The organism is Rhizobium sp. Root1204 (genome assembly GCF_001424965.1).
GTDB lineage: Bacteria > Pseudomonadota > Alphaproteobacteria > Rhizobiales > Rhizobiaceae > Pararhizobium.
In genome coordinates, this window is sequence record NZ_LMCZ01000041.1 from 98,727 (window position 1) to 118,116 (window position 19,390).

22 protein-coding genes are annotated in these 19,390 nt (G+C 59.8%); 2 read left to right on the plus strand and 20 right to left on the minus strand.

Annotated features, from left to right (window positions below):
• Positions 1-38: 38 nt before the first annotated feature.
• The 4 genes from ASC96_RS34475 to ASC96_RS33055 form a co-directional block, all read right to left on the minus strand.
• The gene (locus tag ASC96_RS34475) at positions 39-1,043 is read right to left on the minus strand and encodes a GlxA family transcriptional regulator (RefSeq protein WP_060506316.1); all 1,005 of its coding nucleotides are present in this window, start codon (positions 1,041-1,043) and stop codon (positions 39-41) included.
• Positions 1,040-1,225 carry a hypothetical protein gene (locus ASC96_RS33050; RefSeq protein WP_156393895.1) on the minus strand — a complete coding sequence of 62 codons (186 nt, stop codon included), beginning with the start codon at positions 1,223-1,225 and terminating at the stop codon, positions 1,040-1,042. The genes ASC96_RS34475 and ASC96_RS33050 overlap by 4 nt, the downstream gene beginning before the upstream one ends.
• 251 nt (positions 1,226-1,476) lie before the next feature.
• On the minus strand, positions 1,477-1,680 hold the full coding sequence (locus tag ASC96_RS27125) for a DUF1127 domain-containing protein (protein ID WP_060506183.1): 204 nt from the start codon (positions 1,678-1,680) through the stop codon (positions 1,477-1,479).
• 104 nt (positions 1,681-1,784) lie between these two features.
• A complete protein-coding gene (locus tag ASC96_RS33055; RefSeq protein WP_156393896.1) occupies positions 1,785-2,066 on the minus strand; it encodes a hypothetical protein in 282 nt (93 codons plus the stop codon).
• A 198-nt stretch (positions 2,067-2,264) separates the two neighbouring features.
• Between ASC96_RS33055 and ASC96_RS33060 the strand changes: the two genes are divergently transcribed.
• The gene (locus ASC96_RS33060; protein WP_156393897.1) at positions 2,265-2,435 is read left to right on the plus strand and encodes a hypothetical protein; all 171 of its coding nucleotides are present in this window, start codon (positions 2,265-2,267) and stop codon (positions 2,433-2,435) included.
• 195 nt (positions 2,436-2,630) lie between these two features.
• On the opposite strand, the gene ASC96_RS27135 is transcribed toward ASC96_RS33060, so the two are convergent.
• The 6 genes from ASC96_RS27135 to ASC96_RS27160 form a co-directional block, all read right to left on the minus strand.
• The gene (locus ASC96_RS27135; RefSeq protein WP_060506185.1) at positions 2,631-4,136 is read right to left on the minus strand and encodes a tripartite tricarboxylate transporter permease; all 1,506 of its coding nucleotides are present in this window, start codon (positions 4,134-4,136) and stop codon (positions 2,631-2,633) included.
• Between the two features lie 9 nt (positions 4,137-4,145).
• Positions 4,146-4,607, minus strand: a complete 462-nt coding sequence (locus ASC96_RS27140) for a tripartite tricarboxylate transporter TctB family protein (protein ID WP_060506186.1) — start codon at positions 4,605-4,607, stop codon at positions 4,146-4,148.
• Positions 4,608-4,741: 134 nt separating this feature from the next.
• The gene (locus ASC96_RS27145) at positions 4,742-5,725 is read right to left on the minus strand and encodes a tripartite tricarboxylate transporter substrate-binding protein (protein ID WP_060506187.1); all 984 of its coding nucleotides are present in this window, start codon (positions 5,723-5,725) and stop codon (positions 4,742-4,744) included.
• Between the two features lie 204 nt (positions 5,726-5,929).
• Entirely contained in the window at positions 5,930-7,285 is a 1,356-nt protein-coding gene (locus ASC96_RS27150) for a sigma-54 dependent transcriptional regulator (protein WP_060506188.1), read from the minus strand.
• Complete coding sequence (locus ASC96_RS27155) at positions 7,282-9,102, minus strand: sensor histidine kinase (RefSeq protein ID WP_060506189.1); 1,821 nt, start codon at positions 9,100-9,102, stop codon at positions 7,282-7,284. The genes ASC96_RS27150 and ASC96_RS27155 overlap by 4 nt, the downstream gene beginning before the upstream one ends.
• Positions 9,103-9,209: 107 nt before the next feature.
• A complete protein-coding gene (locus ASC96_RS27160) occupies positions 9,210-9,455 on the minus strand; it encodes a hypothetical protein (RefSeq protein WP_060506190.1) in 246 nt (81 codons plus the stop codon).
• A 119-nt stretch (positions 9,456-9,574) separates the two neighbouring features.
• Between ASC96_RS27160 and ASC96_RS27165 the strand changes: the two genes are divergently transcribed.
• The gene (locus ASC96_RS27165; RefSeq protein WP_060506191.1) at positions 9,575-10,459 is read left to right on the plus strand and encodes a LysR substrate-binding domain-containing protein; all 885 of its coding nucleotides are present in this window, start codon (positions 9,575-9,577) and stop codon (positions 10,457-10,459) included.
• 20 nt (positions 10,460-10,479) lie between these two features.
• Here ASC96_RS27165 and ASC96_RS27170 read toward each other — a convergent pair whose 3' ends face one another.
• The 10 genes from ASC96_RS27170 to ASC96_RS27215 all read right to left on the minus strand — a co-directional run bounded on the left by ASC96_RS27170 (position 10,480) and on the right by ASC96_RS27215 (position 19,390).
• Complete coding sequence (locus ASC96_RS27170; RefSeq protein WP_060506192.1) at positions 10,480-11,496, minus strand: DNA topoisomerase IB; 1,017 nt, start codon at positions 11,494-11,496, stop codon at positions 10,480-10,482.
• 113 nt (positions 11,497-11,609) lie between these two features.
• Positions 11,610-13,610, minus strand: coding sequence for an ASKHA domain-containing protein (locus ASC96_RS27175; protein WP_060506193.1), 2,001 nt, complete (start codon positions 13,608-13,610; stop codon positions 11,610-11,612).
• Between the two features lie 83 nt (positions 13,611-13,693).
• On the minus strand, positions 13,694-14,029 hold the full coding sequence (locus ASC96_RS27180; protein ID WP_060506194.1) for a hypothetical protein: 336 nt from the start codon (positions 14,027-14,029) through the stop codon (positions 13,694-13,696).
• 19 nt (positions 14,030-14,048) lie between these two features.
• Positions 14,049-15,029 (minus strand): methyltetrahydrofolate cobalamin methyltransferase, encoded by a 981-nt coding sequence (locus ASC96_RS27185; RefSeq protein WP_060506195.1) that lies wholly within the window; start codon positions 15,027-15,029, stop codon positions 14,049-14,051.
• Positions 15,030-15,122: 93 nt separating this feature from the next.
• The gene (locus ASC96_RS27190; protein ID WP_060506196.1) at positions 15,123-16,217 is read right to left on the minus strand and encodes a methylenetetrahydrofolate reductase; all 1,095 of its coding nucleotides are present in this window, start codon (positions 16,215-16,217) and stop codon (positions 15,123-15,125) included.
• Positions 16,218-16,219: 2 nt separating this feature from the next.
• Positions 16,220-16,798: a methylenetetrahydrofolate reductase C-terminal domain-containing protein gene (locus tag ASC96_RS27195; RefSeq protein ID WP_060506197.1), complete on the minus strand. Its 579-nt coding sequence runs from the start codon at positions 16,796-16,798 to the stop codon at positions 16,220-16,222.
• Positions 16,791-17,093 carry a virulence factor gene (locus tag ASC96_RS27200; protein ID WP_060506198.1) on the minus strand — a complete coding sequence of 101 codons (303 nt, stop codon included), beginning with the start codon at positions 17,091-17,093 and terminating at the stop codon, positions 16,791-16,793. Before ASC96_RS27200 ends, ASC96_RS27195 begins: the two co-directional genes overlap by 8 nt.
• Before the next feature lie 112 nt (positions 17,094-17,205).
• The gene (locus ASC96_RS27205; RefSeq protein ID WP_060506317.1) at positions 17,206-17,982 is read right to left on the minus strand and encodes a formyl transferase; all 777 of its coding nucleotides are present in this window, start codon (positions 17,980-17,982) and stop codon (positions 17,206-17,208) included.
• 20 nt (positions 17,983-18,002) lie between these two features.
• Complete coding sequence (locus ASC96_RS27210; RefSeq protein WP_060506199.1) at positions 18,003-18,647, minus strand: exopolysaccharide biosynthesis protein; 645 nt, start codon at positions 18,645-18,647, stop codon at positions 18,003-18,005.
• A gap of 122 nt (positions 18,648-18,769) precedes the next feature.
• Entirely contained in the window at positions 18,770-19,390 is a 621-nt protein-coding gene (locus ASC96_RS27215; RefSeq protein ID WP_060506200.1) for a DUF1638 domain-containing protein, read from the minus strand.

Genomic DNA, 19,390 nt, shown 5'->3' on the forward strand with positions numbered 1-19,390 from the left:
GATACCGGCACCGTTCCCTGTCCTGAAATTGCGATTGGCTACCGCGCGGCCTGTAGGGTCAGCTTGCGCTCGGCGCGCTCTTGCTGCGGCGAGCGGTTGTAGAGTTCGCGATAACACTTGGAAAAGTGCGAGGCCGAAACGAAGCCGCAGGCGACCGCCACTTCGACCACCGGCATGGCAGATTGCACCAGCAGGTGGCGGGCGCGATCGAGGCGGATCTCCAGATAGTAGCGGGCAGGGGAACGGCCCATTTCCTGGCGGAACAGGCGCTCGATCTGACGGCGCGACAGGCCCGCGCCGTCGGCGATCTCCAGAAGCGACAACGGTTCAGAGAGGTTGCCCTCCATCAGTTCGATGATCGACAGGACCTTGGCGTTCTGGACGCCGAGGCGGGCGCGAAGCGGAAGCCGCTGGCGGTCATGCGGTCCGCGCACGCGGTCCGTCAGAGCCTGTTCGCAGACGCGGTTGACGAGGTTCTCGCCGAAATCCTGGTCGATCAGGTTCAGCATCATGTCCAGCGAGGCGGTACCACCGGCGCAGGTGTAGATGTTGCTGTCGATTTCATAAAGATCGGCATACACATCGACCTGCGGGAAAGTTTCTGCAAAGCCGGGCAGGTTTTCCCAGTGAATGGCGCAGCGCTTGCCCGTCAAGAGGCCCGCCGAGGCCAGCACATGAGCGCCCGTACAGAGGCTTCCGACCGAGACGCCGCGATTGTAGACTTCGCGTAGCCAGGCATTGACGGACTTGTTGTTGAAGTCCTCGACATAGATGCCGGAACAGACCAGTACCATTGATGGGCGGTTTTCACCGCCGAGAAATTTCCGTTCGTCGGCAAGCGAGGTATTGACCTCCAGGCCAATGCCGCTCGATGACAGCACCTGGGTGCCGTCCGTCGAGGAAAGGCGCCACGTATAAGCCTCGTAGCCGAGCATACGGTTGGCGATGCGTAGCGTCTCGATCGCCGCAGAAAATGGCAGCATCGAGAAGTTGGGCACGAGAAAGAAGACGAGAGATCGCTTTTTGGTCAGTGGCTTGTTCATCGAAGGTCCCATGCGCCGCAGATGTCGCATTTGTCACGTGGAAAAGCCTGAGCGAGCTTTCCTGAATGCGACATTGGCATGGACGCCAGCGACTGGGAAGAAATAAATACCGCGTCTTTCACGTCATGTGCCGCAGAAAGCGGCGAAATGGTCAGAAAACTACCAAAAGCTTCGTTATCCATGACGGAAATGTCGCATTCTGGTCTTGCCTCTCGGAGTTGTACCTCTGGTGTTTGGCGCATTTGCGGATGTGGAGTAGACCGTTTGCGACCCGCATCGGCGGCTGTGAGAGGTGTCGGAAATAGGCCATGCGATTTGCGTTGTTCGCAACAGGCAAAAAGGGCATTCCGCCGTTCTGGCCGAAATGCCCCTTGCTACATAGGATTGACGGTTGTTCGACCTGGCTGACCGCCACAGGCTGTTTTTGCCGGCATCATGTCTTCGATGCAGTACCATTGGTCCTGTCGGCGGAGGGGAAGCCGATGTCCTTCAGCGTATCGTAAGAGAGGCCTGCCAGGGCCCGCTCGGTGCGATAACGCTTCCACGAGGCGACGGCGCGCGCACGCAGGCTGAAGAGAGGCGAGGCGAAGGACGAATGTCTTGCCTTTGCGCTGTGTTCTAAACTGAAGAATGCCATTGTTCTGGTTCCTTTTGACTGGGAGGTATCAAAAGGTCGCGACCATGAGAGAGTAATGCCGGATAGCCACTCATCATTCAATCGAATATAATTGATCTCTTACATCAAATATCATGATGTATGGAGATTGCTGGAATGCCCGTGCGGCCTGGTTGAGAATCCTGGAAGAAACGCCCGCTTGCGGTGATTTTTCTAGGATTTTTCATCGTTTTTTGCGGGGGATCGTCAGCCGGTAATAACCTACTTTGACCGGCAGTCTGTGCAGCCATGGCCGTCTTGACCAGATCGAGAGCCGCCTCCGGCGGTGTTCCCTTCGACATTTCGGTCTTAACGCGCCGCAGCCAGAGTTTTAACTGTGTATCGCTGAAAATTGGACCGGATGTCATTTGTGGGTCTCTGAATCGAATAGAAGAGAATCATGCTCATGTTTTTTACACTGTCAAACCATGTGCTTTTGCTGTGAGATTCTACGGGCGTTTTGTTGCTTCAACTGGTATTTTTCATTGATGATTATCCGTAGTTGAAAATAAGCACTAAAATAGACAACGTTAAAGTGTCAATTGTGACAAGGCTGGAGCCGTATAATGAAACCACAGTCTCATATCGTTGATCTTCTCAATGCTGCTAAATTGATGGCGGATAACCAGTCCAACACCCTGTTGAGCTACATCATCAATATGGCGATGATCGAAGCTTCGACTGGCGCTGGCATCAGGAAGAACGAAGACGGAAAGACTGGCGTTGACGCAGCCTGAAGCTGCTCAATACCGACAACAATCAGGTGGCCATTAAACACCAATAGCCGATGGCTGATACCATCGGGACTTTTGAAGGGCTGGTCGCGAGACTGGCCTTTGTTCGTTTGCAGCAGTTTTGCCGCAGGATCGCCGGCAGTTGCTGCCTGCCGGCGATGGTTGCAGCACGTCAGCACGCCGTGCTGCGTAGCTGGATCAATCCTCTTCCTGGAACACCGCCTCACGCTTGGCCTTGACGGCGGGCAGGAAGACGACGACCAGCACGGCAAGGGCGATCAACAGCAGGATGGCGCTGATCGGCCGTGTAACGAAGGTCGTTGCGTCGCCGCGCGACAGGATCATGGCGCGGCGCAGGTTTTCCTCCAGCAGCGGTCCAAGAACGAAGCCGAGCAACAGAGGTGCCGGTTCGCAGCGCAGCTTGACCAGCGCATAGCCGGCCAGACCGAAGAACGCGACGGCATAAAGGTCGTAGACGTTGGAGTTGACGCTGTAGACCCCGATCGAGCAGAAAGCCATGATGATCGGGAAAAGCACGTAGTAGGGGATCGTCAGCAGCTTTACCCACAGGCCGATGAGCGGCAGGTTCAGCACGACCAGCATCAGGTTGCCGATCCACATCGAGGCGATGATGCCCCAGAACAAGGCGGGTTGCTCGACCGCGACGTTCGGGCCGGGGACGATGCCCTGGATGATCATCGCGCCAACCATCAGCGCCATTACCGGGTTTGCCGGAATGCCAAGCGTCAGAAGCGGGATGAACGATGTCTGGGCGCCGGCATTGTTGGCCGATTCCGGGCCGGCGACACCAGCGATCGCGCCGTGGCCGAACTCCTCCGGTGTCTTCGATATGCGTTTTTCGACCGTGTAGGAGGCGAAGGCAGCAAGAATGGCGCCACCGCCGGGCAGGATGCCGAGCGCCGAACCGATGACCGTACCGCGCACGACCGGCGCAAACATCCGCTTGAAATCGTCCCGGGTCGGCAAAAGGCCGCTGACCTTGGCCATCAGCACGGTGCGGGTTTTCTCACCCTCAAGATTGCGCAGGATCTCGGCAACGCCGAAGACGCCGACGGCGACGGCAACGAAGTTCAGCCCATCGGCATATTCACGGATGCCAAGCGTGAAGCGTGGCGTGCCGGTGTAGATGTCCGTCCCGACCAGCCCGAGCAACAGCCCGAGCGCAACCATCGCCAGCGCCTTGACGATCGAGCCGTGCGCCAGCGCAATCGAAGAAACGAGGCCGACGATCATCAGCGAGAAATATTCCGCCGCGCCGAACTGAAGGGCAATTGCCGTCAATGGCAGGGCGAAGATCGCCACCAGGAAGGTCGAGACCGTTCCGGCGAAGAACGATCCGAGCGCTGCGATCGAGAGAGCGGCACCGGCCCGGCCTTTACGCGCCATCTGGTAGCCATCGATAGCGGTGACAGCGGATGAGGATTCGCCGGGCATGTTGATCAGGATGGCGGTGGTCGAGCCACCGTACTGCGCTCCGTAGTAGATGCCGGCGAGCATGATCAGCGAGGAGACAGGCTCCAGCTGGAAGGTGATCGGCAGAAGCATGGCGATGGTAGCAGTGGCGCCGATGCCGGGCAGAACGCCGATCAAAGTACCGAGCAGCACGCCGATCAGGCAGAAGAGGAGGTTTTCGGGTGAGCCGGCGGTGGTGAAGCCGAGGGCGAGATTGCTGAAAAGTTCCATCGTGATGTCCTACAATCTGACCCAGGGGCCGAAGCGCTGGAAGGGCAGGCCGAGCGCATAGCTGAACACAGCGACCGAAAAGAGCGTCAACGCTGCCGACAGCGCAAGCGCCGTCAGCGGTTTCATGCGCTGCGAAGCAAAGCAGGCGATCAGTGCGGTGAAGAACAGCGACGGCACGAAGCCGAGGCCGCGCACAGTCAATCCGAAAAAGATCGGCGCCGGCAGGATGAACAGCATGCCGCGCCAGGCAATCGGCCCGAGCGGCTCGCCCTCCACACGGGTTGATTGAACAATGATGACGATGCCGAGAAGCGTCAGGATGGCTGCAAGAAACAATGGGAAATAACCGGGGCCCATCTTGAACGCCGTACCGAGTTCAAGCCCGAGGCTTTGATAGATGAAAAAGCCGCCAAGTCCGATGAAGAGCGCACCGCAGAGCGCATTGGTGGTGTCGAAGGATAAGGATTTCATGATGCCTCCTGTGTTTCAGCCCGGCCTCCAGTCCCCACCAGCGTATCGCGTGGCCGTCAAAATGACATTGGGCGGATGCCTCCCCCTTTCAAGAAAGAGGGAGGCGGGAGGGCATAGGACTATCGTGGGCGTGATCAGTCGGCGTATTGGCCGGCGGCTTCGATCACCGGCTTCCAGCGGGCGATTTCGGTCTCGAGTTTGGTCTTCAGGGCGGCCGGTGTCGCTTCGGCTTCCGAAGATGGAACCGTGCCGAGTTCGGCGAAGCGTGCGACGACGTTCGGGTCCTTGAGGGCGACTTGAAGCGCCTTTGAAAGGCGTTCGGTGGCTTCTGCCGGTGTGCCCTTCGGCGCGTAGACGCCGTGCCAGATGCCGACCTGGAAGTCAGCAAGACCGCCTTCGACAGCTGTCGGGACGTCCGGCAGGACCGGCAGACGCGCAGGCGAGGTGACGGCATAGGCCTTGATGGTGCCGCCGACGATCTGCTTTGTGGTGTTGGTGGTTTGGTCGCACATGATATCGACCTGGCCGCCGAGCAAGTCGGTCATCGCCGGGCCGGTTCCCTTGTAGGGGACGGTGACGAGCGGCGTTTCGATGGCGCTCATGAACATCATGCCGCAGAGATGCGAGGCAGCGCCGATGCCGGCATTGGCAACGGTGACCGTGTCTTTGTTGGCTTTGACGTAGTCGATCAGGCCCTTGAGGTCCTTCGGCTCGAAATCCTTGCGGGCGACAATGGTCATCGGCACGTCGGTGACGAGACCAACATATTCGAAGGCGTTCAGCGTGTCATAAGCAAGCTTGCGGTAGAGCGTGGCGCTGGTGGCCATGCCGATATGGTGCAGCAGAACCGTGTAACCATCCGGATCGGCCTGTGCGACGCGGCCAGCACCCAGCGAACCGCCGGCGCCGCCGACGTTTTCAACGACGATCTGCTGGCCGAGATCCTTCGACATGGATTCGGCAACGAGGCGCGCAACCGTATCGGTTGGTCCACCGGCCGAGAAGGGAACGACCATGGTGATCGTGCGGTCCGGATAGGACTGTGCGTGTGCGGAGATGGAAATGAGGGAAACGGCAGCAAGGGCCGTCATGCCAAAGATGGCTGTCAGGGTTTTCATCGAAGTCCTCCCGGATGAAATATGTTGCCAGCCGGCGCAGCTCCTCCCGCGCCGATTCTGGATGCTTTATTTGTGAAGGTGAGCCCTCATGCGGCAACTGTTCCACGCCGGCTTCAGCCGGTTTTTGCAAACAGTGCGGCGCAGCATGGGTAAGTTTGGGGACATACGCCGGAAAGTATGGGTGGATTTCCACCCATTGCGCCGTCAAAGGGCGTAGTCGTCGTCCTCGATGGACAGCTTTTTATCCAAACCGTATTTCTGCATTTTCTCGTAAAGCGTCTTTCGCGATATGCCCAGAAGCTCATAAACGGGCCGCAACGCGCCGCCATGGGCGGCAAGCGCGCTGGCGATGATGCCGCGTTCATAATCGGCGACCTTGTCGGCGAGGCGTTGTTTTTCGGGCTGTACCTGTCCTTCATCCGGCCTCAGGTCGAGCCCGAGGACCAGCCGGTCGGCCGCGTTGCGCAGTTCGCGGACATTGCCCGGCCACGTGCGTTCGGCAATCTCGGTGATCAGGCTCGGCGGCACATCGATATCGCTGCGCACATAGCGGGCGGCGGCCTCTCTGACCAGCTGCAGGAACAGGAGCGGGATATCGGCCTTGCGCTGCGCCAGCGAGGGAACGTGCAGTGTCGCGACATTCAGCCGGTATAGGAGATCGGCGCGAAAACGCCCGGCTGCCACTTCCGCCTCGAGATTGACCTTGCTAGTGGCGACGAAGCGCACGTCGAGCGGTACGATCTCGTTGGAGCCGAGGCGGGTAATCACCCGTTCCTGCAGCACCCTGAGAAACTTGGCCTGCAGGTCGAAGGGCAGGGAGCCGATCTCGTCAAGCAGGATGGTGCCGCCGCGCGCATGTTCGAATTTGCCGTAGCGTGGCCTGATCGCCCCCGGAAAGGCCCCGGCTTCATGGCCGAACAACTCGCTTTCAATCAGGTTTTCCGGCAGGGCCGCGCAGTTGATGGCGATCAACGGGCGGTCGGCGCGGGCGCTGATATCGTGAAGCGCCCGGGCAACAACTTCCTTGCCGGCGCCGGTTTCGCCGATGATCAGCGTATCTGCGTCAGTAGCGCCGATGGCGCGCAGCCGGTAACGCAGGTCGACCATCGCCTGTGTGCGGCCGGGCAGCCGTGCCTCGATATCGTCCCTTTTGCCGGCGACGGCTCGAAGGCGGCGGTTTTCGAGGACGAGGCTGCGCCGGTCGAGCGCGCGGCGGGCAATTGCTGCCAGATGCTGGGCCGTAAATGGCTTTTCCAGGAAATCGTAGACACCTGCGCGCATCGCCTTGACGGCGAGCTGTACGTCGCCGTGGCCGGTCACCAGGATGACCGGGATTTCTGCGTCGACCTCGCGGATGCGCTGTAACAGCGTCATGCCGTCCATGCCGGGCATGCGGATATCGCTGATGACGACGCCGGAAAAGCTGTAGCCGATCAGTTCCAGCACATCCTCGGCGCTGGAAAGCGTATCGACCTCCAGTCCGAACAGGCCGAGCGCCTGCGCGGTGGAGCGGCGCATATCTTCTTCGTCGTCAACCAGCAGAACGCGTGCATCACTCACTCGGCGGCCTCCCGGGCGGCGGTTGCGGCCTCAAGCTCTATGCGAAACATGGCGCCTCCCTCCGGATGATTGGTGACGGAGAGACTGCCGCCGAAGTCCTTGACGATATTGTAGGAGATCGAGAGACCGAGACCCAGCCCCTTGCCGACGCCTTTGGTGGAATAAAACGGGTCGAAGATGCGCTCCACGATCGCACCCGGTACACCCGGTCCGTGATCCCTGATCGTCAGGATAATCTTCCCGTCCTGACGTTCCGCCAGGACATGGATGCGCCGGTCGTCTAGACCTTCGACCGCATCCGCTGCATTGGTGATGATGTTGACGAGGACCTGTTGCAGCCGGACGAAGCCGGCATGGACCATGACGGTGTCTTCGCCAAGTTCGACTTGCAGATCGGCATCGGCGGTCTTCAGGCGGGCGGAGACGATCTCCAGCGTATCGGCGATGACGGCACCGAGCGCCACGGATCCGAGCTTTTCGTTCGGTTTGCGGGCAAAGTTGCGCAGGTGGCGGCTGATCGAGGCCATGCGGTCGATCAGTCCGGAAATACGCCTGATATTGTCGCGGGCCTCGGGTACGCGTTCCAGATCAATCAGCATCGCCGCGCTATCGGCATAGGTCTTGGCAGCGGCCAGCGGCTGGTTGAGTTCATGGGAGAGGGCGGCCGACATCTGGCCGAGACCTGCGAGCTTACCTGCCTGGATCAGGTCCGCCTGCGTCTTTCGCAACTCCAGTTCGGTCAGCCGCCGCTCGGCGATTTCTTCCTCGATGCGCTGATTGACGAGGGCCAGATCGGCCGTGCGCTCCTCGACCCGGTGTTCCAATTCGTTGCGCGCCTCGGCCTGCATGCGCATGCGCTCGGCAAGGCGAGCACGGCGTTGCATGATGATGGCCAGCCCAAGTCCGGCGAGGCCAAGGAAGAGCACGACCGCAATGATGGTGGTTCGTGCCTGGGTGCGAACGGATGCGGTGTCCATCAGCACGTTCACGGTCCAGTCCGCCTCCGGCATATATTGCGACAGGACCAGATATTCCCGGTGTTGCGCGGTGGTCATGGTCATCAGTTCGTGGCCGTCGAGTGTCGAGCGGGTGATCGGTAATGGCGTGATGTCCGCCTCGGCGTAGCGCCGCGATGCCCCGGTCCGTTTCAGACGCTCGCTGTTCAGCGGCAAGGTGCTGGAATAGAGCCATTCCGGGCTGCCGGTCATGAAAACGATACCCTCGGGGTCGGAGACGAAAATCTTGTACTCGCCGCCGCGCCACGAAGCCTCGATGGAGCTGATATCGACCTTGAAGACGATCACGCCTCTAATGCTGCCGGTCACGAGGATTGGCGAGGCGAAAAAGTAGCCGCGCACAAACGAAGTGGTGCCCAGCGCGTAAAAGCGGGATTGTTTGCCCTTGGCAGCATCCTGGAAATAGGGGCGGTAGCTGAAGTTCTGGCCGACAAAGCTTGTTTTCAGATCGTAGTTGCTGGCCGCAATGGTGTCTCCGTCGAGGGTTATGACGTAGATATCGGAGGATTCCAGCAGGCCGTTGATCTCCTTGAGGTAGACATTCGCCGCATCGCGCAACGTCTTGTCATCCGGGTGTGTGATCAGTTCCTTGATATCGTCATGATCGGCGATCAGGGCCGGTAAGGGTTCATAGCGGCTGAGGTGGCCGCTCAGCGCCGAGACTGCAAGGCGCAGAGCTGAGCTTGCCTGCAGCGACGCCTCGTCCATATAGCTGCGCGTTGCCCATGCTCCGCCCTGAAAGATCACGGCAAACAGCACAAACGGCGCAAGGCATAAGGCAGCGAACAAGCGAACTTTCACGGAATAAAGGCTCCTCCCTCGTTTCCGGCCAGTGGCTATGCGCCACCGGCTACGAGTTTAGAGGCCCACGTCGGAGTTTCCAAGGCTTGTTATCGGACTGCCGGCGCTTAGCGCTGTTCCAACGCAATGACTGTACCATCGGAAAAAGCCAGATCCTGTTGTAGACTGGCGGGCAGATGGGCGATTTCGCGTCGCGTTGCCTTGCGCGTTTCCGCGATTTTGCGGGCTTGGTGGCCATGGCTCAACTGCTCCACCAGCGGCGCAAACATTTGGCGCATCGAGAATGTGAAGCCACCGGAGCAAAGCCGAACGGAGGTCGTGTCAACCGGTGTTGTGTCGTGATGCAGGGACATGGGAAGCTCCTTTCGTCGTGTCTTCGATGTTTGCAACTTGACTATCGGCCTCCTTTGAGGTTCAATCAAACGAAATGAAGTGATGTTCTTATTCAGAAAATCTGATCCGTGAGGCTCCCATGAATATGATGCTACGGCATGTCCTTCCGCTTCTCGAACTGGACATCCTGAAAACGTTCGTCGCCATCGCCGAGACCGGAAACTTTACGACGGCCGCCGAAACGGTCTACCGGACCCCATCGGCGGTCTCGATGCAGATTAAGAAACTTGAGGAAATGCTGGGCTGCGTTCTCTTCCTGCGGGATGCGCGTTCGGTATCGCTGACGCCGAAAGGCGAGGTGCTGCTCGGGTTTGCGCGGCGCATGCTGGCGCTCAACAACGAGGCGGTGTCGCGTTTCCTCTTGCCTGACATGAACGGCGTTGTCCGTGTCGGCGCACCGGAAGATATCGGCGAGCGCATCCTGCCTGAAGTGTTAAAGCGGTTTTCCGAATCCTATCCGAACGTCACGGTCGACGTCACCATCGGGACCAGCACCGTCATGCGCAAGCGTGTCGATGAACACCGGATGGACATCGCCATCTTCAACAGCATGGCCGGCGAGAACACCGGCGGCGGCGAAATCCTCGTTTCTGAAAGGCTTGTCTGGGCCGGGACGAAATGCGGAACGGCTCATGCACGCGACCCGCTGCCGATCTCGATGTGGGAAGATGGTTGCGTCTGGCGTGCCGACGCCGTGGAGAAGCTGACACAGTCCGGCCGCAAGTTTCGCGTGGCATTTTTAAGCGCCCATACGACTGGACAGCGCGCTGCCATCCAGGCGGATCTGGCGATTGCGCCACTGCCGCGCTACCTTGTCCAGGGTGATCTCGTGGCGCTTGGCGAAGCCGAAGGCCTGCCGGAGCTTGGTCACTACAATATCGGTCTGCAGGTGGTCGACAATGCTTCGCCACCGGTTCTGGCCGTCGCCGAGCATGTGCGCACCGCGTTCGTCGGATTGCAATAAACGATAGGCAAGGGCGGTGCCTATGCGCCGTCCTTCTTCAGCCAGCGCTGAACGCGGATTTCATCTTCATCCATCCATCGTGTCAACGTTTCGCTGCGGCTTGCGCGCATTTTTGCAAGTTCCGCCAGCGAGCCATTCTCAAAATCTTCGAAAACTTTCGGATGGATATAGGACGAGCGGCAGACCGCGCGGGTGTTGACGAGCCGGGTCGCGACCGTATCCACCACGTCATTGATCTGGCGCTTGATTTGCCTCTGGCTCGGGCCTGGTTCGATCATTGAGAGAGCAGTCGCTGCCATACGGGTAGCACCCCAGGTGCGGAATTGCCGTGAAGAAAAGTCGGCGCCGGAGGCGTCGCGGATATAGGCATTGACGTCCTGTGAGCGGATCGCATGCCGTTCGCCATCCTCATCAAGATACTGAAACAATTGCTGACCGGGCAGTTCCTGCAACATGCGGATCGATTTTGTGATGCGGCGATCGTTGTGGCTGAGCCGCCATTCCTTGCCGGATTTACCCTTGAAGTTGAAGTGGACGCTGGCCCCTTCAATCTTCACATGGCGATTGCGCAGCGTCGTCAGGCCATAGGAGCCGTTCTCCTCGGCATAGGTGGCATTGCCGACGCGGATATAGAGATTGTCGAGCAGCCAGACGATTGTCGCCAGCGCCTTGTCCATGCCCGGCTTGCGCAGACGTAGATCGTTATCGACCTTCTCGCGTATCTTTGGTAGCCGCGCGGCAAAATCCGGCAATTGGGCGAACTTGGTCTTGCCGCGTTCGGCCGACCATTCCGGATGATAGCGATATTGTTTTCGCCCGCGCGCATCCCGCCCGGTCGCCTGCAGATGCGAATGCGGATCGGTCGAGATCAGCACATCGGTATAGGCGGGCGGAATGGCAAGTGCTGCGATCCGATCCAGTTCACTCCGGTCGTCGATCCGCCTGCCGTGGGAATCATAATAGCGAAAGGCGCGTTTGCCCGGCTTGCGGGTAATGCCGCCATCCAGATTGGACAGGTAGACGAGCTCCGGCGGCATTGCCGCCTCCGCGTCATCGTTTTTTCGGGTGCGAGATTGTGTCTGATCCACAGTGACGCAAAAACGCCACCGTGGTCATTTGGTTCCAGCGGCGGTGAGCAGATTCGGGGTGGCTATTCGCGGCTGCGGCGCCTGCGCCGGCCGCCGCCATCTGCGCCATCGTCGGTCAGCACTTTCCGCTCGGGCAGTTTTACCACCGCCGAGAGTTTCGGGAAGGTGTCGACCTTGTTGGGAAGCGCCATCGCATAGACGAAGTGCTCCTGAAACTTTGATTCAAGTGCCGTCTCTATCTTCTCGATTTTGCTGATGGTTTTCTCAATTTCGCGACGGTGGTCGCGGTTGAGCAGCGCCATCAGCGCGCCGGTCCCGGCAGCGTTGCCTACGGCCTTGACCTCGGAGAGATCACAGTCAGGAATGAGGCCGAGAACCATGGCGTATTTCGGATCGATGAAGGAGCCGAACGCACCGGCAAAGCGGATCGTATCGACATGCTCGATCTCGAGCTTTTCCATCAGAAGCTTGATGCCGGCATAAAGGGCCGCCTTGGCAAGCTGGATGGCACGCACGTCATTTTGGGTTACCGTGATGCGCTGGTCGCCATCATGCAGCAGATACGAGAAGGTGCGGCCGTTCTGCAGGATGCGCGGGCTCTTTGCCGCCATGCCACCATCGACGACGCCGTCTTCGGAAATGATGCCGCTGAGATACATCTCCGCCACTACCTCGATGATTGCCGAGCCGCAAATGCCGGTGACGCCGACAGCAGTAGCCGCCTCCGCAAAGCCCTCTTCATCCGACCATTTATCAACGCCGATGACGCGGAATTTCGGCTCCAGCGTTTCCGGATCGATCCGCACCCGCTCGATGGCGCCGGGAGCGGCGCGTTGGCCTGAGGAAATTTCGGCACCTTCAAAGGCAGGGCCGGTCGGCGAGGAGGCGGCGACGACACGGTCCTTGTTGCCGAGCACGATTTCGGCGTTGGTGCCGACATCGACCAGAAGCATCATGCGGTCCTGACGGTAGGGGCCTTCCGCCAGTGTTGCGCCGGCAGCGTCGGCGCCGACATGGCCAGCGATACACGGCAGCATGTAGACACGGGCGCCACGGTTGACGTCAATGTCGATGTCATGCGCCCAGTATTGCAGCGCGCCGGAGACTGCCAGGGCGAATGGCGCCTGGCCCAGTTCGGTCGGGTCTATGCCAAGGAACAGGTGGTGCATGATCGGATTGGCGACAAAGACCATGTCGAGAATGTCGTGGCGATCAACCTCTCCCTCGGCACACACTTTGCCGATCAGGACATTGATGGCTTCGCGAACAGCCTTGGTCATGGCTTCCCGGCCGTCCGGGTTCATCATCACATAGGAGACGCGGCTCATCAGGTCTTCGCCAAAGCGGATCTGCGGGTTGGATGTGCCGGAAGAGGCGACGATGCGTCCAGACAGCAGTGAAACCAGATGCATGGCAATGGTCGTCGAGCCGATGTCGCAGGCGACACCATAAGCTTCGTTCTTGAGGCCCGGCCACAATCCGACGATGAACGGGCGGGAACTGTCCATGTCGCGGTGGATGGCGGCGGTGACACCCCAGTTGCCCTTGCGCAGGATGCCCTGGATTTGCGGGATCAGATGCGGCGCGATCAAAAGATCCTTCCAGCCCCAGTCCTTTTCCAGCATCACCTTCAGCCGGTCGAGGTCGCCGAGCGGCTTGTGCATGTCGGGCTCGTCGACCTCGACATAGCAGAGCTGGACAGCGGCATTGCGCTCGATCACGCGGTCGGTCGCGGCCTTGCGCACCACCTGCGCGTTGATGACGGTATCTTGCGGCACATCGACGACGAGGTCGCCGAGGATTTGCGACGAGCAGGACAGGCGGCGCCCCTCAGGCAGGCCGCGAATACTCTCGTAGCGCTCTTCCTTCGGTCCCTTGACCGAGATGTGGTCGAGCGAGGAGATGATCTTGTGCTTGGCAAAATTGCCTTCCTGCACCGAGACCTGACAGCGGCCGCAGGTTGCCCGGCCGCCGCAGACGCTCTCCACGTAGACACCGAGCGAGCGGGCCGCATCCAGTACCGGCGTGCCGACGGGGAAACGGCCACGCTTGCCGGATGGCATGAAGAGGACGAGGGGATCACTTTTGTTTTCCTGGGCGGACACGGTCAGTTTATTCCTATGCAGTTTGGGCTTTTCGCTTCGGCCTATTCATTGAGCCGCCGCGCATTGGCGCGGACACGGCTGCCATATGGTTTCAGTGCTGCGACTGCAACACGGTCGGAAGCGCCGGCAAGGCCAGCGCAGGTTCCGGTCGCGAGTGCAGCTGCAGCAATCATGCCTTCCTTCACCATCGCGACGTTGACGGCCACGATGCTTTCGGTGGCGGCCGAGAGTTTTTCCGTGATCATCCGGCTGACTTCCGCCGCGCCGCTGGGGGATCCGCTCGAGAGGGCAAAGTCCTGCAGGCGCGAGGATATGACCATCGGAGCCTGGAACCAGAGGCTGGCGAACTCGTCGAGCAGATCGGCACTGAAAAACATCACGTCTCTTTTCTGGCGGTTATTCCGCCTTTGCTTCGGCCGGTTCTTCTGTCCGGGGGCCAGCGCGTCCAGCACGGCCACCGCGGCGGCCACTGGAGGCGCCTGGAGCTGCTGCGGCGGGGGCCGCATGGCCGCCTGCCGGATTGTGATCGCGATAGGTCATGATCCAGGAGCCGCAATTCTGATCGGTCCCGTTCAAGACGTTTGCCGCGCGAACCGCTTCCATTTCCTGCGGACGGCAGGGGTTCATGATCGCCGACGTCATGCCCGCACCGATAACCATGGGGATGAAGCCGGCATTGATGCCGTGGCGATGCGGCAGGCCGAACGAGATGTTCGACAGACCGCAGGTGGTGTTGACTTTCAATTCGTTGCGCAGACGGTGAAGGAGTGCGAAGACCTGACGGCCCGCGTCGCCGAGAGCGCCAATCGGCATGACCAGCGGATCGACCACGATGTCGTGCGGCTTGATACCATAATCCATGGCGCGTTCGACAATTTTCTTCGCAACTGCGAAACGAACGTCCGGGTCCATCGAAATCCCGGTCTCGTCGTTGGAAATGGCGACGACCGGAACGTCATACTTCTTGCAGAGCGGCAGGATCGCCTCGAGTTTCTCTTCCTCGCCGGTCACGGAGTTTACCAGCGGCCGGCCTTTGGCAACCTTCAATGCGGCTTCAATGGCTGCCGAGACCGAGCTGTCGATCGACAGCGGCACATCGACAAGGCCCTGGACGATTTCGAGCGTCTGGACGAGCAGGGCCGGCTCGGTTTCGTTCGGATTGACCGAGGTAACGCCGGCATTGACGTCGAGCATCGTGGCGCCTGCAGCCACCTGTTCCAGCGCGTCCTTTATCACGGTTTCGAAATTGCCGACAACCATCTCGGCGGCAAGCTTCTTGCGGCCGGTCGGATTGATGCGTTCACCGATGACACAGAAGGGCTGGTCGAAGCCGATGATGATTTCGCGGGTGGCGGAAGCAACGATGGTGCGGGTCATGTCTGATCCTTAAGGTCGGTGAGCGCTATCTGATCGGCGCCGGGATGTTTGTCAAAGGCATGGCCTGCCGGCTGGGCCACAATTGTCTGGTGTTCAATGCTGGCGGTGCGCTGCGACGTCGGCCATTTCCTGCTGATTTTCCTGCTTGCCGTCACGGATCGCATCAAGCCGTTCGGCAACGCGGCTGTCACCGGGATTGGCTTCGCGTGTCCACGGTGTGCGGCCCTTGAGGACGCCGGATTCGTGGACGATCTCGGCGACATATTCTTCCTGCCGATAGGCCATGACGTGAACGCCCGACACGCCCTTGATCTCTTTCACCTCGTTGATGATGTCGATGCAGAGCTGCTTGCCTTCCTTCTTCTGGTCCTGCGCGCCTTCCAGCCGCTTGATGATCGCATCAGGGATATGAATGCCCGGCACGTTGTTGCGGATCCAGTTGGCTGTTTTGGCCGAGGCGAGCGGTCCGACGCCGACGAGAATGAAGCATTTTTCGTCAAACCCGAGATCGCGGACCTTGCTCATGTAGTCGCGGAACATCGGCACGTCGAAACAGTACTGGCTCTGGACGAACTGAGCGCCGGCCTCAATCTTCTTGCCAAGCCGGTAAGGGCGGAAATCATAGGGCGGCGCGAACGGGTTGATTGCCGCGCCGAGGAAAACTTGCGGCGGCGTCGTCAGCTTGCGGCCGGAGAGGAATTTCGAATTGTCGCGCATGACGCGCACCGTTTCCAGCAGCGACATGCAGTCGAGGTCGAACACCGGCTTGGCGCCGGGTTGGTCGCCCGCCTGAACGCCGTCGCCGGTCAGGCACATGATGTTGGCAACGCCCATGGCGGCGGCACCAAGCACGTCGCCCTGAATGGCGATACGGTTCTTGTCGCGGCAGGCGATCTGCATGATCGGCGCGTAGCCCATGCGGGTCAGAAGCGCGCAGATGCCGACCGACGACATATGGCAATTGGCGCCGGACGCATCGACGGCGTTGATGCCATCGACCCAGCCTTCGAAGATCGCGGCGCGTTCGTAGACATCTTCCGGATTGGCGCTGTCGGGTGGGTTAAGTTCGGCGGTAACGGCAAATTCGCCGCGGCGCAGCACCCGTTCCAGGCGACCACGTGAGGAATGACCGGGCACGGGATCGAGCGGAAGGTGGCGGCCGAGCGGGTTTTCGTCGAAATGGGCCATGCTCAGGCGTCCTTTGCGGCGGCAGCGGCTTCGCGAGCTTCGGCGGCCTGCGCGGTGACGCGCAGCCAGGACGAGGTTTCGCGCAGGGATTGGTTGACGGGTTTCTGCACGTTCAGGATCGCATCGCCCTTCACCATGTTGCGGGAGCCTTCCCAGGCCTTGACCCAGACGCAAGGCATATCCGGCTCCACTTCACAATTGCCATTGGCGCGAACGCCGCCGCAAGGGCCGTTGCGCAGCTGCTTGGGGCAGTTCATCGGGCAGGACATGCCGGTCGATGACAGAGCGCACTGGCCGCACATGCGACAGTCAAACAGGAGACCCTTGACGTTGCGTTCGATGAACGTGATCGGTGCTTCGACGCGGCTATAACCGATTGCCTTCCACAACGGGTGAAGCAGCAGGAAGACGTCGGCGAACCGGTGGTAGAACCATTCGAAGAACCGCGAATGGCGAACGGCCCACAGGCGGATCGTGTAACTGCGGCGCGAACGGCGATTGGGCGAAACGCCTGACGGTGTATAGGCGCCGGTGGCGGCCTTCTTGGCTGGAGCGGCATTGCCGGGTTTTGCATCAGCCATTGTCTTTGCCGCCGGATTTGACGAGGGCGACCAGCCGCTCCTTGTCATAGGCTGCTTCCAGTTCGGCCGCTGCCTTGTCGGCCTCAAGTTCGAGATCGTCGGAGACCGGAACCGGATCGGCCTTGCGCCATTCCGCCAGATAGTCGCCGCTGTCGGCTGCACCGGTGCGCATGGCGCACATGTCTATCGCTTCGGTAAAGCGCAGGGTTAATTCCCGCTTGGCGGACTTGCGTCCCTGCTTGATGATGACCTGCGCTGGAATATCGCGCCAGTAAACGATAATGCGATCTGCCATATGCCCGAATTCTCCTCTTGCCTGACAATGCGCATCTTGTCTCGCCATGGCTCACCTTGGCACGACGCGCGTCATGCTCAAAAGCGACTTGCCCTCAATGTTGACGATATAACTACCAGATGCCGCGCGTCACGCCATTCCAGAGCCATGTCCAGATCGGCGGATGATACCATTGGCGCGAATTGCCATGTGTTGGCAGGGGCTCGAGATTGCCAGATAACGCATCTTCGACGGCGCGAATGGCAATGCCGGTGGACGCTGCGGTCTGCAGCAGCGGATAGGTGTGCATCGTGTCGTTTTTCGACGGTGTCATGCGCGATTGATATAGAACATCGCCGGTATCGACGCCTGCATCGACCAGATGCACGGTTGCACCGAAATTCGCCTCGTCGTTCTCCACACGCGCCCAGTATCCGCCCATCAGGCCGCGATATTGCGGGGTGATGCCGGCATGGAAATTGATGACCGGGCAGGGCATGGCTGCAAGCGTCGATGCGGACAGCATGCGGCAGCTGACGAGGAATACGACGGCCGGGTGCAGGGCGTTGATCTGTTCGATTGCCTTTGGTGTGTTGATGGAAGCAACGGCAATCACCGGGATGGCCCGTTTTTCGCGATCATCGGCCTCGTACTGTTGTAAAATTTCCGCCGTACGTTTTTCAGTAAAACGCTTGCCGAACTTCGAAGCCACCATCGTGGCAAACTGACCGGCTGCTGTGATCAGACCCAGCTTGCGGATGCGGCGTTTGAGAAAGAGTTTTTTCGATTCGGGCTGTTCCAGCAGAACCGTGACGTTGCCAAAGCGGCTCTCAAGCGCATTGATCAGGATCTGCGGATTGCGTCCGCCAGCAGTGACGATAACGATATGTTGGTTGGCTGCGGAGGACATGCCGGCGATCACTATCCGTCTCAGATGATGAAGGTCAGGATGGCACCGGCAGCAAGGATGACGCTGGCGGCGACGGCAAGGGAGACGATGCCGATCAGGGCGCCTGCGACAAGACCAAGGCCATCGCGCTCGGTATGGGCAAAGCCGATGACGGCAAGCGCGAAGGCTGGTAGCCAGTTGCCGAAGGGAATGGGCAGGAAGATCACCACCGCGAGAATGAGCGCCAAAAGGCCGATCAGCCGTTCGGCAAACCGGCTGCCGAGAAACCAGCCGCGTGGCTTGATTAGGGTCTCGGCGCGCTGCAGCCAGGGCGAGATGCGGTTGACGAAGACGAAGAAGGTGGCGTTGTCGAAGGCATAATCACCCATGCGCTTGGGGAGCCAGATGCGCGGGCCGCGTGAGGCAAACATCTGCCAGGCGATGAAGACCAGCGGCAGACCGAGAATAAAGGTGGCGCCCGGTGGCAGAGGAATGAGGTTGGGAAGGGCAAAGACGACGAGGAAAGCGCCGAAGGAGCGGTCTTCCATGGCACCGGCAAGCTCGCGCAGGGTGATTTTCGAACCGGCGTTGAGCGAAAGATTGCGCAGCAGTTGAGAAAGTTGCTGCGGGTGGTGGCTGTGGGCCGCCGTCCTTGCCGATAGGTTCGTTGCGAAAATGTCCGTCATCCCCGTCACCTTATTATTGTGTTTGTAGGGGGAGTTTGGCGGGCGGTCGTTACGATGCACTTAAATCAAATGCGGCGTTTCATGCAAAATTGAGCGCAAGGCTAACAGATGGTTGCTGGCGGTCAGGCCTGCAGAAGTGCCGGGGTGAGGTCGCCATAACCGGTGAAGCGGTATTCATAGGCCAGTCCCAGCGTCTCGGCGGCCTTGCGGGCCTTTTCCTGCAGTTTTTCGTCTTCGACCTGCGAGAGATAGACGAGTTTCTTGTAGTGGCCGAAATACATGTCGCGCAGTTCCGGATTGCGGTCGAGGCCGAGTGGCTCGATGACGAAGGCGTCGAACTGGCGAGCAAGGAAATCGGTCAGAAAAAAAGACGTGAAATCGTCGTCCCAACCAGCCTCGAAAGCCGCATTGCCGGCAAAGAAGGAAAAACAGTGCGGTCCCGCGATACGCTCGACCTGTTCTTCCTCGCAGAGCTTGTCGAGTAGACCGCCGGTGCCGCAATCGGCATAGGCGACGAAGATGCGACCAAAACCTTCGGCGCGGGCCTTGTCGATAGCGATCTTGATGCCGGGCGTGATCTTGTCCGGGGTGTTGTGCCAGATGGCGGGAAGGCAGGTGAGGTCGATATGTTGGAGCTTATTTGCCTCGCAGACAGCAAGGATTTCGCGGGCGATAGCACCGCAACCAATGACGTGAACTTTTTCCGATTTCGCGCGTTCCATAGCCGAAGATCTTTCTTCCAC